The sequence below is a fragment of the Pseudomonas sp. FSL R10-1339 genome (assembly GCF_009600545.1).
GTDB lineage: Bacteria > Pseudomonadota > Gammaproteobacteria > Pseudomonadales > Pseudomonadaceae > Aquipseudomonas > Aquipseudomonas bubulae.
In genome coordinates, this window is record NZ_WIVQ01000016.1 from 1 (window position 1) to 15,503 (window position 15,503).

At 57.1% G+C, this 15,503-nt stretch carries 12 protein-coding genes; 8 read left to right on the forward strand and 4 right to left on the reverse strand.

All coding sequences use genetic code 11. The features are described 5' to 3' along the window. Positions 1-718, reverse strand: a 718-nt coding sequence (locus GHO03_RS07530; protein ID WP_372241716.1) for a PepSY-associated TM helix domain-containing protein, incomplete at its 3' end; no start/stop codon positions are given. A 118-nt stretch (positions 719-836) separates the two neighbouring features. Continuing rightward, complete coding sequence (locus tag GHO03_RS07535) at positions 837-3,161, reverse strand: TonB-dependent siderophore receptor (RefSeq protein ID WP_133144777.1); 2,325 nt, start codon at positions 3,159-3,161, stop codon at positions 837-839. Between the two features lie 218 nt (positions 3,162-3,379). Between GHO03_RS07535 and GHO03_RS07540 the strand changes: the two genes are divergently transcribed. The 4 genes from GHO03_RS07540 to GHO03_RS07555 all read left to right on the forward strand — a co-directional run bounded on the left by GHO03_RS07540 (position 3,380) and on the right by GHO03_RS07555 (position 7,275). Next, positions 3,380-4,060: a Fe2+-dependent dioxygenase gene (locus GHO03_RS07540; protein WP_095001596.1), complete on the forward strand. Its 681-nt coding sequence runs from the start codon at positions 3,380-3,382 to the stop codon at positions 4,058-4,060. 3 nt (positions 4,061-4,063) lie between these two features. Then, positions 4,064-4,825, forward strand: coding sequence for a tetratricopeptide repeat protein (locus tag GHO03_RS07545; protein WP_095018272.1), 762 nt, complete (start codon positions 4,064-4,066; stop codon positions 4,823-4,825). A gap of 155 nt (positions 4,826-4,980) precedes the next feature. After that, positions 4,981-6,246: an alpha-xenorhabdolysin family binary toxin subunit A gene (locus GHO03_RS07550; RefSeq protein ID WP_256668447.1), complete on the forward strand. Its 1,266-nt coding sequence runs from the start codon at positions 4,981-4,983 to the stop codon at positions 6,244-6,246. Positions 6,247-6,261: 15 nt separating this feature from the next. Next, a complete protein-coding gene (locus GHO03_RS07555; RefSeq protein WP_133144779.1) occupies positions 6,262-7,275 on the forward strand; it encodes an alpha-xenorhabdolysin family binary toxin subunit B in 1,014 nt (337 codons plus the stop codon). 37 nt (positions 7,276-7,312) lie between these two features. Here GHO03_RS07555 and GHO03_RS07560 read toward each other — a convergent pair whose 3' ends face one another. Continuing rightward, positions 7,313-8,476: a type III PLP-dependent enzyme gene (locus GHO03_RS07560; RefSeq protein WP_095001593.1), complete on the reverse strand. Its 1,164-nt coding sequence runs from the start codon at positions 8,474-8,476 to the stop codon at positions 7,313-7,315. A gap of 413 nt (positions 8,477-8,889) precedes the next feature. Continuing rightward, a complete protein-coding gene (locus tag GHO03_RS07565) occupies positions 8,890-11,124 on the reverse strand; it encodes a TonB-dependent siderophore receptor (RefSeq protein WP_133144781.1) in 2,235 nt (744 codons plus the stop codon). Between the two features lie 184 nt (positions 11,125-11,308). Between GHO03_RS07565 and GHO03_RS07570 the strand changes: the two genes are divergently transcribed. The 4 genes from GHO03_RS07570 to GHO03_RS07585 all read left to right on the forward strand — a co-directional run bounded on the left by GHO03_RS07570 (position 11,309) and on the right by GHO03_RS07585 (position 15,498). Next, positions 11,309-12,067 (forward strand): response regulator, encoded by a 759-nt coding sequence (locus tag GHO03_RS07570; RefSeq protein WP_095001591.1) that lies wholly within the window; start codon positions 11,309-11,311, stop codon positions 12,065-12,067. 19 nt (positions 12,068-12,086) lie between these two features. Further along, complete coding sequence (locus GHO03_RS07575) at positions 12,087-13,493, forward strand: ATP-binding protein (protein ID WP_165484596.1); 1,407 nt, start codon at positions 12,087-12,089, stop codon at positions 13,491-13,493. 181 nt (positions 13,494-13,674) lie between these two features. Continuing rightward, a complete protein-coding gene (locus GHO03_RS07580) occupies positions 13,675-14,550 on the forward strand; it encodes an alpha/beta fold hydrolase (RefSeq protein ID WP_133144782.1) in 876 nt (291 codons plus the stop codon). Positions 14,551-14,589: 39 nt separating this feature from the next. After that, positions 14,590-15,498 carry a LysR substrate-binding domain-containing protein gene (locus tag GHO03_RS07585; protein ID WP_205125793.1) on the forward strand — a complete coding sequence of 303 codons (909 nt, stop codon included), beginning with the start codon at positions 14,590-14,592 and terminating at the stop codon, positions 15,496-15,498. Positions 15,499-15,503 lie beyond the last annotated feature (5 nt).

Consider the following 15,503-nt stretch of genomic DNA (forward strand, 5'->3'; position numbering starts at 1 on the left):
GACCACGGGGGCCGCGACCGCCGCCCTGGCGCTGCTCGCCGCTCGGGGCATCGGACAGGAGTTTTTGCAGGCCCTGGTTGTACCACTCATAGGACCACGACAAGCCGGTCAGTGCGGCCAGCAGATAAAAGACCATACACCAGGTGCCCGCCACGGCGTGCAGGTCCCAGTTGAAGCTGCGACCTTTTTTCGCCCAGTCCAGGGTCAGCCAGGTGCGCCAGTTAAGCGCCTGGCGCGGCCAGCGCAGGTACAGGCCCGACAGGCAGAAGAACACCAGCATCAGGGTGCAGGCGCCGGTGATCTGGCGACCGCTCTGGCCCATGGCCAGGAAACGGTGCAATTGCAGCATCAGGTCGAAAAAGCCCTGGCCGTTGGCCTCGCCCTGATAGGTACCGGTATAGGGGTCAACATAACGCAACTGGCCACGACGCTCGCCCGGTGGCGGGGTGAAGAAGATGCGTGCAGCGGTGCCGCTGTCCACGCCCACCCAGAGCATGGCGACTTGCTTGCCCTCGGTGGCCTCGACCCTGCGCACCAGCTCGGCCGGTGGCAGCACGCCGCTGTCGAGTTTCTCGACCTTGAGCACTGAAGGGTTGAGCAAGTTCAGCAGCTCGTCCTGAAACGACACCGTGGCACCGGTTATCCCCATCAGGGCCAGAACCAGCCCGGCGGTTATGCCGAAAAACCAGTGCAGCTGAAACAGTGTTTTCTTGAACACAACGACCGCCTTGCTTGCTCAATTGAATTCATCACGGCGCAGTATGCCGTGTACGTCTTTTTACACACAAAAGCCCCGACCATTGAATGGACGGGGCTTGGTTCAGCTCAACTTCGAGTTAGAAGTGGAAGCTGGTGGTCAACAGGGCAGTACGGCCCGCTGCCTGGCTGGCGAAATGCGCAGCGTAGGCTTTGTCGTAGTAGGTCTTGTCGGTCAGGTTTTGTACGTTCAGTTGCAGGTCGATATTTTTGGTCAGCTTGTAGCTGGCCATTGCGTCGTAGCGAGTGTAAGCCGGCACGTAAACGGTGTTGGCCGTGTCGCCGTAGACTTCGTCAACATAGAACGCGCCGCCGCCGATGGTCAGCTTTGGCATCACTTCATAGGTTGTCCACAGGCTGAAGCTGTTTTTCGGGGTGTTCGGCATTTCGTTGCCTTTGTCCGAAACCGCTGCGGTATTGATAGTGCCGTTACGGTTGGCTTTCTGGCCTGGATCAACCAGCTCGCTTTTCAGGTAGCTGTAGCCTGCAAACACTTGCCATTTGTCAGTGATTTTACCGCTGGCCGACAGTTCCAGACCGTCAACGCGGGATTCACCGGCGTTTTCGTAGGTGAACGAGTCAGTCAGGACGCGAGTGTTCTTTTTCTCGGTACGGAAGATGGCTGCAGTCAGCGACAGACGATCGTGGAACACGTCCCACTTGGTGCCCAGTTCGTAGTTGACGGTTTCTTCCGGCTTCAGGTCGCTGGTGATACCGCTGCCTGGAGCAGGTATGCCGTTACCTTCGACCCCTTCACCCACCACGCCGCCTGGCGGGGTAGCCGAGGTCGCGTAGGACAGGTAAACGCTGCCGTTATCCAGTGGCTTCCAGACCAGGCCGGTCTGCCAGTTGAAGAAATGGCTGTCGTTTGAGGCTTTGGTACGACCGCTCGCCGCATTGGTATTGGCGGTGGTGCTGAATGCGTCGTAACGCAGGCCGGCGTTCAACAGCCACTTCGGATCCAGCTCGATGGTGTCGAACACGTAGGCAGCTTTGGTCACACCCACGGTGTTGGTGCCGTAGTAGTTGCGTGATTCGGAGCCACCCCAGACATCATTCGGGTTAGGGTTATCAAGCGAGGTGCATACGCCGCCACTATTGCCTACCATGCTAGGCGTGCATCCGTTAGGTTTTGGATTGCCCTGAATCAGACCATCTGGACCATATACGTTGTAGCTGCTGGCCCGAGTCTCTTCACGAGTGAATTCAACACCTGTGGAGTAGTTGTTCTTGAAACCCATGACCTGGAAGTTGCCGAACAGATCGGTCTGGTTGGTAGTGGTTTCAGTGGTCGAAACCCGGGTGTTGGCGCGACGCCATACGGTACCGTACTGGTTGACGTTGTGCTGGCTGTCGTCCGGCTGGGTGAGAATGTAGTCCTGGCCGGTGTTGCCGTGACGGAAGGTGTTTTTCAGGGTCATCGCATCGTTGAAGTCATGCTCGAACGAGATGGTGCTGATGTCCACGCGGGTCTTGCGGAAGTCACGGTCTTTCAAGCCGTAGAAGTTTTTGCTGTCGCCGCCATCGTCCGGTTTGTCGTGGGCGTGAACAGCGGTCTTGGAGCTGTTGCTGTAGCCGTATGGAATGCCCGAGTCCGGCAGGTCGTTGCTTTCCAGGTGGTAATAGCTGACGTTCAGGCGGTTTTCAGTGCCCAGGCCGAAGGTCAGCGATGGCGCTACGCCCCAGCGGTCGTAGTTGACCGACTCACGGCCAGCGACATTCTGCTCGTGGCTCATCAGGTTCAGGCGGAACGCTGCGGTGTCCAGGAACTGGCGGTTTACATCCAGGGTGTAGCGGCGGGTCTGGTCGGAGCCATAGGTGAAGCCGCCGTTGAGGAAGTCACCCGCCTTGGCGGTCTTGCTCACCATGTTCAGGCTGCCGCCAGCCGAGCCACGACCACCAAAGGTGGAGTTCGGGCCTTTGCTGACTTCGATCGATTCGATGTCGAAGATTTCCCGGGTCTGGCCGCCAGCATCGCGCACGCCGTCCAGGTACATATCGGATTGTGCGTCAAAACCACGGATAAATGGACGGTCGCCCTGTGGGTTGCCGCCTTCGCCTGCGCCGAAGGTGATGCCCGGTACGGTGCGCAATGCATCCTGCAGCGAAGTGGCTGCGGTGTCCTGCAGCACTTGCTGTGGGATCACGGTGACAGAGCGCGGGGTATCTACCAGGGGCGCTGTGTATTTTTGGGAGCTGGCTTTTTCGGTTTGATAAGACTGCTCGGTCTGTTCACCGGTAACTGTGGTCGCGCCAAGGGAAATACTGCTGCCCTGTGCCTTGCTGTCAGTGCTCTCGGCAGCCTGAACCATATGGCCTGCCGAGGTCGCGGTAATCGCGACACCGATGGCCGAAGCCAGTAAACGCGGTGAGCTGACGGGTATTTTTATTTGTTGGCGCGACATTTGAAGATCCCTTCCCCCAGAATTTGAGCCGCGAAATATATGGCAAACAATTCTGACTATCAATTGAGAGGCATTACTATTTGCGCTGAATTTACATTCTTTACAAATTGCCTTTACGGTTTTTTCACACTCGTTCGTCTACAGGTCTCTTAACAAAGTTTTACATAGACAATAAGAATCAATACCATTGCCATCCCTTTGCTATCAGGTATTGCGTCATGTTGCTGCATATCCCCGGCTTGTTCTCCCGTGAAGAGGTGCAGCGCATCCGTGAGGCGCTGCAGCAGACGCAATGGGCTGACGGTAAAATCACCGCCGGCTTTCAATCGGCCAAGGCCAAGCACAATCTGCAACTGCCCGAAGACCATCCCCTCGCCAAGGAGATCGGCGCGGCGATGGTAGACAGGCTGTGGAAAAATCCGCTGTATATGTCGGCGGCCCTGCCACACAAGGTCTTCCCGCCGTTGGTGAACTGCTACACCGGGGGCGGCAGTTTCGACTTCCATATCGACAATGCCGTGCGCCAGCCCAAGGGCAGCCCTGAACGGGTGCGTACTGATCTGTCGGCGACCCTGTTTTTCAGTGACCCCGAGGAGTACGACGGCGGCGAACTGGTGATTCAGGACACCTATGGTGTGCAGCAGGTCAAACTGCCTGCTGGCGATATGGTCTTGTACCCCGGTACCAGTTTGCACAAGGTCAATGCCGTTACCCGTGGGGCACGTTTTGCGTCGTTCTTCTGGACTCAGAGCCTGGTACGCGAGGACAGTCAGCGCACGTTGCTGTTTGAAATGGACGGCGCGATCCAGCAACTGACCCGTGACGTTCCTGATCATCCTTCGCTGATCCAGCTCACCGGCACTTATCACAACCTGTTGCGTCGATGGGCCGAGGTGTAATTCATGAGCTTTCAATTACGCCGCGAAGAAGTACTCAATGGTGACCAGCTGAGCGCCATGTTGAGCGAGAACCCGGCCAAAGCGGCCCAGGCCATTTTGATGGCGGCCAAAGAGGGCATCGTCGATGGTCAGGCGTTGCTGGGGCAGATCCTGCTCGACGGCCAGGGCATCGAGCGCGACCCGGTGCTGGCCAAGCGCTGGTTTCAGATTGCGGCCAATGCCGGCCACTTGATGGCCCGCAACATGCTGGGTCGCTGCTGGGAGCATGGTTGGGGCGGGCCCGTCGACTGCACCCTGGCAAGCCTGGAATATCGACAAGCCGCTGAAGCTGGACTGGATTGGGCGCTCTACAACTACGCCAACTTGCTCGCTACCGGTCGCGGCGTAACCCAAGACCAGAACGCGGCGTACCAGCTGTACCGGGTGGCGGCACAGGCGGGCCATGCCAAGTCGATGAACCTGCTGGGGCGTTACCTCGAAGAAGGCGAGCATTGCCCGGCCGACAAAGCCGAGGCCTGTCTCTGGTACGAGCGCTCGGCACGCGGCGGTGATTTTCGTGGCCAGTTCAGCCATGCCTCGGTACTGGCCGAAGACGGCAATATTGATGACGCGTTGCGCTGGTTCGAGCGTGCTCTGAATGGCGGCAATCTGAACTTCTTGCGGGTGACCCTGGGCACCCTGCTAGAGGCTCGGGAACCCCGTATCCGGGCACTGAGCGCTGCCTGGCAAGTGCGTATCGATGCCTTGCAGGGCAACAACGGCTGACCGTGATTACACCGTCAAAGTTAATGCTCGTACGCGGCTTTCAAGCGTGTCCTAGCCAATAACTGTTTATTCGGGTAATTATTCATTTTTATTTTTGTCCCGGTCTTACAGGTACTCGGGTAGTTCTGTTATTGATGGATGCTCTTTGAGAAGTGATGCTGTTCGAACAGGATCATTTTTTAAAGGGAATTAATATGCAGGTTGATAATAAGGCGTTCAGCAACAGTGCTGAGGAGGCCAGATCGCTTGAGAAAATGAGCGCTCTGGAAGCGGCTATCTATTTGCCATCGCATTATATTCAAATGCTGGTCGGTGAAAAAGATTCCGCTGTTTCAAAGGGAGAATTGGGTTTTATTATCCGGCGCAGTGATATTCACAGTGTTCGAGCCTATGTGAGTGAGTCACGCAAGTTACCCGTGGACTACAACAAGATTGTGGCCTGGTTTGGTCTGGACACTACAAGTATTCCGGGGCTAGAACCCGCCAGTATTCAGTCTTTTCATCAACGCGTCGTGCAGCATGCCGGCAGCTGGTCGGCGCTCGAGCGGGAAACAAAGGAACTTGCTCGCCAACTGAACCGGTTCTCGGACAGTTTCATTACCCATGCCAATGGCATCATTGAATTAATAAACAGGCTGGATTCCGATCGGCTGTTCTCTGGTGGGCTGGACGATCTGACGGCCGCGGAAACCGCGCAGTTGGCTGATGGGCTTAGCTCTACAGAACTCAAGGCAGTCACCATCATGCGCGAACATGTAAAGTCGATCAAAAGCAGCACCGATTCCTATATAAAAAGAGCCTACGCAGTGGGGGCATTGGCGGCCGAGTTTGAGCGCGTCCTGTCCGATGAATTGATTCATGAAGTCAATGCCAAACTGGATGCCTATGCCAAAGCGGGCCTTTCCAGGGACCGTGAAACACTGACTGCGCGCATCAAAGAGCTGGACAGCGAAATCGAGCGATTGATAAGGGATTACAGGTCTCAGGTTTTGTACGGGCACTCAGGGATTTTTCTGGGGCCTATCGGCTTGGCTGTCACAGGCGGGATATTCGGGGTAAAGGCCGAAGCAATACGCACACGAAAAAACAAACTGATTGCCGAGCGTGACATTGCCAGGCAAGGCAGCCAGGAGCAAGAGCAACTCGCGATGGTGCTGGATGCCACCCAGCAGCGTTTTACCGACTTGCGCAGTCGCATGCTGGGAGCAGAAGAGGGCGCCAAGCGTCTGGCGCAAGTATGGAGCTATATAAGTAACTACCTGGATGAAGTTGATCATGAATTGGGGTGCGTGGATTCTTTTGGTCGCTTATACAAACTTAAAGTTGATTTTGCACAGCTGCTGAATCCGTGGAAGCGTGTTAAGGATTACAGCGTGCAAATATCCAATGCATTTAATGAGATTATTGAAAAGCGTATTTGAAAAGGAAGTCACAATATGAATGCGGGCGTCGATGAAGTGGAGTATGAAACCCCTGATATGCCAGGTGTTTTCAGCGGGCTAAAAAAGTTTAATGCAGTGGCGGTCAGTCATGAATACGATTTTATTCCATCGTTGCAGGAGCGTTTAAGCCTGGCGGCCAGATGCTTGAGTCGTGGTGCGCGCAGTATTGTCGACAAGGTGCGTAGCCTTGAAGTAATGGTGGACAGTGCGGGTTTTGATGAACTGGCGGAACAATGGGCAGCCATTCACACTCATGGCCCATTAACGCCTGAGGCTCGCACCTCTGCAATCCATATTCTGAATGAAACTTTCACTCAGCGAAGCCGGCGCCTGGTGAGTGCTGTTGCGGCGGCCAAAGCGCAAATAGCATTGCGTACTGCCGAAGGCGAGGGACTGAATCTCGAACACTATTCCGATCCGCTGCTGGCGTATGACGTGGCCAGGCTGGATGAACTGGAGCAACAGGCGATTACGCTGCAACTGGAAGAAGATCAATTGCGTGCGGACAAACAGGTTGTCGTCGCGGCTCTGGAGATCCTTCAGTCCAGGACCTGGCTTGATCATGCAAGGGATTTGCTGCCTGGTATTGAACAAATTCAGGTACTTGTGACAACAGCTGCAGTGGGAAAGGTCGAGGCGGATGTGGTGACTGCCGCCATTGAGCGTATAACGCAGTACCTGGGTTTTATTGACAGTGGGTACAGGATGTTTTCGCTGATTGAAGCACGCAACAAAATCACCGACAAACTGGCTGATTTGAGCATGCGTAAATCCAGGGACAAGTCAGACAGGCGCGTGCTCAAGGAGCGCGCTGAAAAAATAAGGCGTCACGCAGAGCTGGTTGAAGCGCGGGCGTACTGGGTCGACAACATGAAGCGGATTGCCAACGGGTTGACCGTGTTTTCCACTCGGGTCAATGCAGCCATTGATGCAAATGAGCACTCGATGGTGCAAGCCTCGGCAGAGCTGGCGGGTTTTCTGCGTTTCTTACGGCACATCAGCCGATAGGGGCTGCCCCCCGCACGCTTGCGCGGGGGGCCAGTTGTTACAGGTAGAACGATTTCAGCGGCGGGAAGCCATTGAACTCAACGGCGCTGTAGCTGGTGGTATAGGCACCGGTCGACAACCAGTACAGGCGATCGCCGATGGCCAGGTTCAGGGGCAGGCCGTATTTGTAGTTTTCGTACATGATGTCGGCGCTGTCACAGGTTGGGCCGGCGATGACCACTTCTTCCATCTCGCCTTTCTTTTCAGTCCAGATCGGGAACTTGATGGCTTCGTCCATGGTTTCGATCAGACCAGAGAATTTGCCCACATCGGTATACACCCAACGCTCGACGGCGGTGCGCGATTTACGTGCGACCAAAACCACTTCACTGACCAGGATGCCTGCGTTGGCGATCAGCGAACGGCCCGGTTCCAGAATGATTTCTGGCAGGTCGTCACCGAAGTCTTCTTTCAGGAAACGAATGATTTCTTCGGCGTAGGTTTCCAGGCTGTTGGTACGGGTGATGTAGTTGGCCGGGAAGCCGCCGCCCATGTTGATCAGCTTGAGGACGATGCCGTCTTCTTCTTTCAGACGCTCGAAGATCACCTTGACCTTGGCGATGGCTGCGTCCCACACGCTAATGTCACGTTGCTGCGAACCTACGTGGAACGAAATGCCGTAAGGCACCAGGCCCAGGTCACGGGCCAGAATCAGCAGGTCCATGGCCATATCGGTCTGGCAGCCGAATTTTCGCGACAGAGGCCAGTCAGCGGTGGTCGAACCTTCGGTAAGGATGCGCACGTAAATCTTGGCGCCCGGTGCGGCCTTGGCAATGTTGCGCAAGTCGGCTTCGGAGTCGGTGGAAAACAGACGCACGCCTTTCTCGTAGAAATAACGAATGTCTTTGGATTTCTTGATGGTGTTGCCGTAGCTGATGCGGTCCGGGCTGACGCCGCGGTCCATGACTTTATCCAGCTCATAGATCGACGCGATATCGAAGCTCGAACCTTTGTCGCGCAGCAGATCAATGATTTCGACGGCCGGGTTGGCCTTCACCGCGTAATACACCTTGGCGAATTCGAAGCCTGCGCGCAGGTCATCGTAAGCCTTGCTGATCATGGCGGTATCGATCACCACGAACGGTGTTTCCTGGGTGTCAGCGAACGCCTTCATTTTGTTGAAGGTGTCGCGCGCGTAATAGTCTTCGACCTGGATCGACATGCTGGGGAACTCCTGTGGCAAACGTCATCAATAAATGGGTGCAGCTGAACATCCTCCGTATCCCCACTTTGGTTCGCCTACTTCCCAAGGCATGTCCGCCGAAAGCAAATAAGGTAAATGGACCTTGCTGTCTCGTCGTCAGTACTTGAGCCGGATGGATCGTTTCCAGCATGGATGTTCGGCGCGAACTTTAGGGCGTGACTGCGCTTAGATCAACAAAAAATGTCGCAATTTTATAAGCCTTCGTCGTGGGGCCAAAGTGAGCCATTTAAGTAACCGACCTTGATGACGGTGTGATGTTCCCCCAGTGGCTTTTTTGGCCGTTGCCAAACAGACGAAGCCCGCCATTGGGCGGGCTTCGGTAGTTGCATGTTGAAGCAGGGCTTACCTTGGGGGAAGGAACAGGCCAGGTCTCAAAATGCAGTACTCAGGGTCAACGACAGGCTGCGCGGATCACCGTATATGGCGCCAGCGTAGAAGCCGTAGCGGGTGTAGTAGGTTTTGTCGAAGAGGTTGTTGGCGTTCAGGGTAACGGCCGTATCTTCGGTGAGGTCGTATTTGGCCATTGCGCTCCAGATGGCATAACCTGCCCAGGTCACATCGGTGGGGCCGCGGCTCACACCGTCTGTGGGAATGCCTGCCGGAGTAGAGGTGGCGCGAATGCTGGTTTGCGCGGTGACACCGGTACCCACGGTCAAGCGATCAAGAGCACCCGACAGGCGGTAGGTGGTTGAAGCCTTGAACAGGTGCGACGGGTCACTTTGGCCGTCGGCGTTAAGGCGACGAAAGTGCAGATAGGTGTAGCCACCGTAGACATTCCAGTTGGGCGTCAACGCGCCGGAGACTTCGAGGTCGATACCTTCTGTCTCTACGCCGGTGCCGGTCGTGTAGGCCTGGGCTCCGGTGGGCGTCAGGTTGGCGCCATCGGTCACTGCCTTGTTTTCCTGGCGGGTCAGGAAGTAGGCCGCTTGCGCATTGACCTGACCGTCAAACCATTCTCCTTTAATACCGGTTTCATAACTCTGGCCGCGAATCGGCTCGAGCTTGTTGCCGCTGGCGTTTTCTTCGCTTTGCGGGCTGAAGATATCGGTGTAGCTGGCGTACAGCGAGTAGGTGTCGTTGAGGTCATACACCGCCCCCAGGTAAGGCGTGACGATACCGTTTTGTTGCTGATTGCTGCGCACTCCGGCGGTCGACACCGTGGTGCTGCTGTAATCGCTGATGCGCGCGCCCAGGATCACCGACAACGGGTCGGTAATACTCAGGCGGGTGGCCGCATACATGCCTTGCAGGCGGGTGGTGGTTTTGCTGTGCAGGCCGGTTTTGTAAGCGTTGATCCGGTAGTCGCTATCGACCCCGTTGTGCCAGTCGGTAATCGGGAAACCGTTGTTTGCCCGGAACTGGCACCCCAGCGCGCTAGGGCTGGTGCGGTCATCGCTGACCATATTGCAACGATATTGAGGTGACCAGGCGACGGTGCGACTGTCGTTGTAGCCGAACATGGCCTGGTGGGTGCGTCCGAACAGGCTGAAAGGTCCGGTCACGTCGACTTGTGCCGATTGCTGGGTCGTGTCGGTGGAGCTGTGCAGGCCATTGAGAATGGCCCCGGTACCATCCTGGTTCCAGTAACCGCCGAATGCGCCGCCACCTATGGAGTTGACCTTGGCCAGCCCGCGGTGATTCAACGCATCGGTGGTGCTTTGCGCCGCTTTGACGTTGAGCGTCCAGTCATTATCAAAGCGATGCTCCAGCGAGCCGAACGCTGTACGCGTGGTGTACTCGCCAAAACTCCAGCTGGGCACCACGTTGGTGCTGCGCGGCAGGCTTGTTTTACTGCCATCGCCGTACCAGATAGGGATGTTCGCGCCCCAGCCGCCGCCCACGATCTTGTAGTACTCATATTGATAGCCGGCACCGAGGGTCGTGGCATCCGTCAGGTCAAACTCGACATTGGCCAGCGCGGCCCGTGAACGCTCGGACTGTTGATCGCGGAAAGAGTTGGCGTCCTCTTGCGTCATGACCAGGCGAGAGCGCAATCGGCCATCTTCAGACAAGGGCAGGTTCAGGTCAGCGCCCAGGCGTCGCTTGTCCCAACTGCCATAGGTGGCGTATGCACTGCCGCCGAACTCGTAGCCAGGGCGTTTGCGGATCAGGTTGACGGTGGCCGATGGGTCGCCGGTGCCGCCCAGCAGGCCATTGGCACCGCGTACGATGTCGATACGCTCGTACATATCCATGTTCAGCGAGCTGCCTGCGCCACTGAAGTCCGAGCCGCCCTGAAACTGCAGGCCGTCGGTTTTCCAGTTGGTAATCGGATAGCCGCGTGCGCGGTACTCGGTGCGTCCGCCCACTTCTGACTTGCTCATGGTGACGCCGGGTGCGCTGTCCAGCACTTGCTCGATATTGGTGATCTGGCGGTCTGCCATTTGTTCCTGGGTGATGGTGGTGACCGATTGTGGCGTTTGGCGCGGGGTGAGTTTCATGCCCGTGGAACTGGTGGTGCTCTTGACGGTGTAACCCAGTTGGCCGGTGTTTTCATCGGCTGATGGCTGGGTACCTTCGACATTCAGGGTGTCCAGTTCAATCGTCCCCGCTATTGCCGGTTGGCTGGCCAAGCCGACCATGGCGCTGAGGCTGATAGCGGCCATGAGCGCGGCCTGGTTGCGGGGTGCATTTCGGCGAGCCGGGGTGGTTAGCATCAAAGGTCGTGCTGAGAGATCCGTCATCATGCCCTGCGTTGTCATTGGTAATACTTCGTATTTGCAGATAATGTTTGGTAGCATTTTAGGTATCACGCCGCCAGGCACTATTACGGATATGTGTGGGTATGTAATGGAATGTAATGAGCGCCATGTTTTACCCACGTCAAAACCTCCCGTGGCCGCCAAAACGCTGTTGGTGGTGGATGACGATGATGAAATTCGCGAGTTGTTATGTGATTACCTGAGTGAGAACGGCGACCATGTGCTGGCAGCAGCCGATGGCCTTGAGATGTGGGCGCAGTTGGAGCGCCAGGCTGTCGATCTGGTCGTGCTGGACGTCATGCTGCCGGGAGAAGACGGCCTGAGTCTGTGTCGCCAGCTTCAATCGCGCCCCGGCCTTAGCGTGATCATGCTTTCCGCCAAGGGATCAGCGCTGGATCGCATCATTGGCCTGGAGGTAGGCGCCGATGATTATTTGACCAAGCCTTTCGAGCCCCGTGAGCTGGTGGCCAGAATCAAGGCGGTGCTGCGCCGGCAAGCACGGGCCGAGCCCATCGCGGATCGCCCGGTCACGACCCACCGCGACTTCGTCGGCTATCGCCTCGATTATGTAAAGCGCCTGTTACACACCCCGGGTGGCCAGACCCTGACCTTGCCGCGCTCCGACTTCAGGGTGTTGCGTGATTTGCTCCAGGCCCGTGAACAAGTGTTGTCGCGTGATCAATTGACACTCAGTGCGATGGGACGAGAATACTCGCCCGACGACCGCTCGATCGACATGTGCATCAGCCGTCTGCGCCAGCATTTCAAGGAGGGGCACGTCCAGATACTGACCGTGCGTAATGAAGGTTACCTGCTAAGTGTCTACAGCCCTGAAGCGGCGGTTTAACCAGGTGCGCGATGCTCTGGTGCGGGGGGTGATGCGCCTGTGGCCCAAAACCCTGTTCGGCCAACTGACGCTGATTCTGGTCAGCGGCACGCTGGCTATTCAATTGTTGTCGAGCAGCATCTGGTTCGACGTGCGCTATGCGCAAGTCCTCGAAGCGCCTGTCCGGTTGATGGCCAGCCGAACGGCACAATTGATTAACCAAGACAGTTGCATTGCGGGGCAACCCCAGACAGCACCGGCCAATTACACGGCCAGGTGCCTGGCCACGAAACCCGATACTCAACCCGGCAATGATCGCGCGGCCCGACGCACGGCTTTGCTGTTGAAACAGGCACTGGCGTATGAGTTGGGATACGCGCCAGCGATTGAGATGATAGAGGTCGACCTGACCGATGCATCCGGTCAGCCGCTGGTCTGGCGCAGCCTTTTTGGCCTGCAAACGGCCACCGCCCATGTGGATTTCGCCGTGCCCCTGGCCGATGGTCATTGGTTGAGCATCGAGGGGCACGAGTTGCAGGGCTGGAGCGGCGAGTCAGCATGGGCGTTAATTGCCGACTACATTCTGCGGGTCTATGTGGTGCGCATTATCGGCGTCATCGGGATGTGCTGGTTGGCTGTGCGACTGTGCCTGCGCCCTCTAAAACGGCTCAGTGACGCCGCCAATGCGTTGGGCGATAACCTTGATCAGACGCCGTTGGCGATTGAAGGGCCTCTGGAAGTCCGCCAGGCCGCCCAGATGTTTAACACCATGCAGAAACAGATTGTCGCGATGGTCAATGACCAGAGTTTTTTTCTGGCGGCAGTGTCCCACGATCTGCGAACGCCCTTGACCCGCATGCGTTTACGCATTGAGCGGTTGAACGATCTCGATCAGCGTGAGCGCTTGAAGCAAAACATTTATCAAATGGACAAGATGATTACTCAGGTACTCGTCTATCTGCAGAGTGCCAACCAACACACATGCCAGTTTATTGATCTCGACAGCGTATTGCGCAACCTGTGTACCGAGTTGTCGACACCCGCCGAGCCATTGCCTGTCAGTGGCCGGGGCGGGATGATCTACGCAAACGGCGTGTTGCTGCACCGTTGCTTGCAGAATTTGCTGGTGAACGCGCAAGCCTATGCCCGGGAAATAACGATTGAGGTCGAGCGCTCGTCAAGCGGTGTGACATTGCGAGTCAATGATCGCGGGCCTGGTATAGCGCAATCTGTTCTGCATTCAGTCACCGATCCGTTCGTACGTGCGGATACCTCACGCAATGATCAATCTGGCGGTTTTGGACTGGGGCTTAGTATCGCCAGGCGTATTGCCGTCAGCCATAAGGGCAGCCTGGTGCTTGGCAATCGTGAAGGAGGAGGTTTGACCGCCTGTATTTTCTTGCCGCTCAGGGAGGGTGAGGGCGCAAGCGCTCAGGCAAAGGCTTGAGATCAACTCAACAAGTCGGAACTTCAAAAGCCTTGATCCGGGGGTAGAGAGATCTATTTAAGTCACCGACCTTGATGCCGAGCTGGTGTACCACACTTCATGAATCAAGCCGCCACGGTTTGGCCCTTGTCGCCGAATCTGGGAGCTCTAGCATGGGCTGACCATTAGAAGGAGCAGCCTCATGTTCGCCGGTTTTAACACAGTACAGCGCCAGGTCAATGGCGTGCAGATTGCCTTCCGGGTCGGCGGTCACGGGCCGGGGTTGCTGTTGATTCACGGGCACCCGCAGACGCACGTGATCTGGCACAAGGTTGCCGGGCAATTGGCCGAGCACTTCACAGTGGTCGTGGCCGATTTGCGTGGCTACGGTGACAGTGAAAAGCCCGAAGCGGTAGCCGACCATAGCAACTACAGCAAGCGTGAAATGGCCCGTGACTCGCTGAGGCTGATGAGCAGCCTGGGTTTCGAGCAGTTTTCGGTACTGGCCCATGACCGTGGCGCGCGAGTTGCCCATCGTCTGGCGCTGGACCATCCGCAGGCGATTAACCGCCTGGTCATGCTCGACATTGCGCCGACGCTGGCCATGTACGCGCAAACCAATGAGGCCTTTGCCCGTGCTTACTGGCACTGGTTCTTCTTGATTCGCCCGGCGCCGTTGCCTGAACGCCTTATCGAGGCCGATCCTGAACAGTACCTGCTCAGCGTGATGGGCAGCCGCAGTGCGGGCTTGCAACCGTTTACGGCCCAAGCGCTGGCTGAATACGTGCGCTGCATCAAACTGCCGGGCGCGGCGCGGGGGATCTGCGAAGACTATCGTGCCAGCGCCGGGATTGACCTTGAGCATGACCGCGAGGACATTGCCGCAGGTCGGTATTTGAATATGCCCGTGTTGCTGTTGTGGGGCGCGGAGGGCACGGTGGGGCGTTGTTTCGACCCGCTTGGCGAATGGCAGAAAGTCGCGACCGATGTGCGTGGCCAGGCGTTGCCGTCCGGGCACTACATTGCCGAAGAAGTCCCTGAACTGCTGCTTGAACATGTGCTGCCTTTTCTGCGCTGAGCTATTCTGTACGCTCTTGCCGCCAAGCCGCTCATGACCATGCCGCCAATAAAATACAGTGCGCCGTTGCCTGAAGACCTGCGGGTCTTCCTCACGGTGGTGCGCAAAGGTGGCTTTGCCGCAGCGGCAGAAGAGCTGGGGTTGTCTCCAGCCTATGTCAGCAAACGTATTCAAATTCTCGAAACTACCCTGGGCAGTCGCTTGCTGCATCGCACCAGCCGCCGTATCGCGCTGACCGATGACGGCGAGCGGGTGCAGCGCTGGGCGGTACGGATTCTGGATGATGTTCAGCAGCTACAGGATGAGCTGTCCGAAGCGCATTCGGCCCCGCGTGGACGCTTGCACGTATGCAGTACTTTCGGTTTTGGCCGCAACCATGTGGCGCCTGCCATTTCCTTGCTGGCCGAGCAGTACCCCGAGCTGGAGATTCGCCTCGACGTGTTTGATCGAGTGGTGAATATCGTCCATGAAGGCTTCGATCTGGAGATTCATGTGGGCGATGACATTCCGGGCCAGCATATCGGGCGCCGGCTGGTGACCAACAATCGCGTGTTGTGCGCTTCCCCTGACTACCTCAAGCGCCGGGGTGTACCTCAACATCTGGAAGACCTGGGGCAGCACGATTGCCTGGTGCTTAAAGAGCGCGACAACGCGTTTGGTATCTGGCAACTGCAAGGCCCGGAAGGCGAAGCCAGCGTGCGCGTCAGCGGGCCGTTGTCGTCTAACAGTGGCGAGATAGTGTTGCAGTGGGCACTGGACGGGCGTGGCGTGTTGCTGCGCTCGATGTGGGATGTCAGGCCACTGCTGGAACAGGGCAGGTTGGTGCAGGTACTGCCTGAATACTGGCAAAGCGCTGACGTGTGGGCGGTGTACCCGACACGGCTGGCTAACTCGGGCAAGCTGCGGGTGTGTGTGGAGTTTTTGCAGACGCAATTGGGGCGCTTGTGACCTCT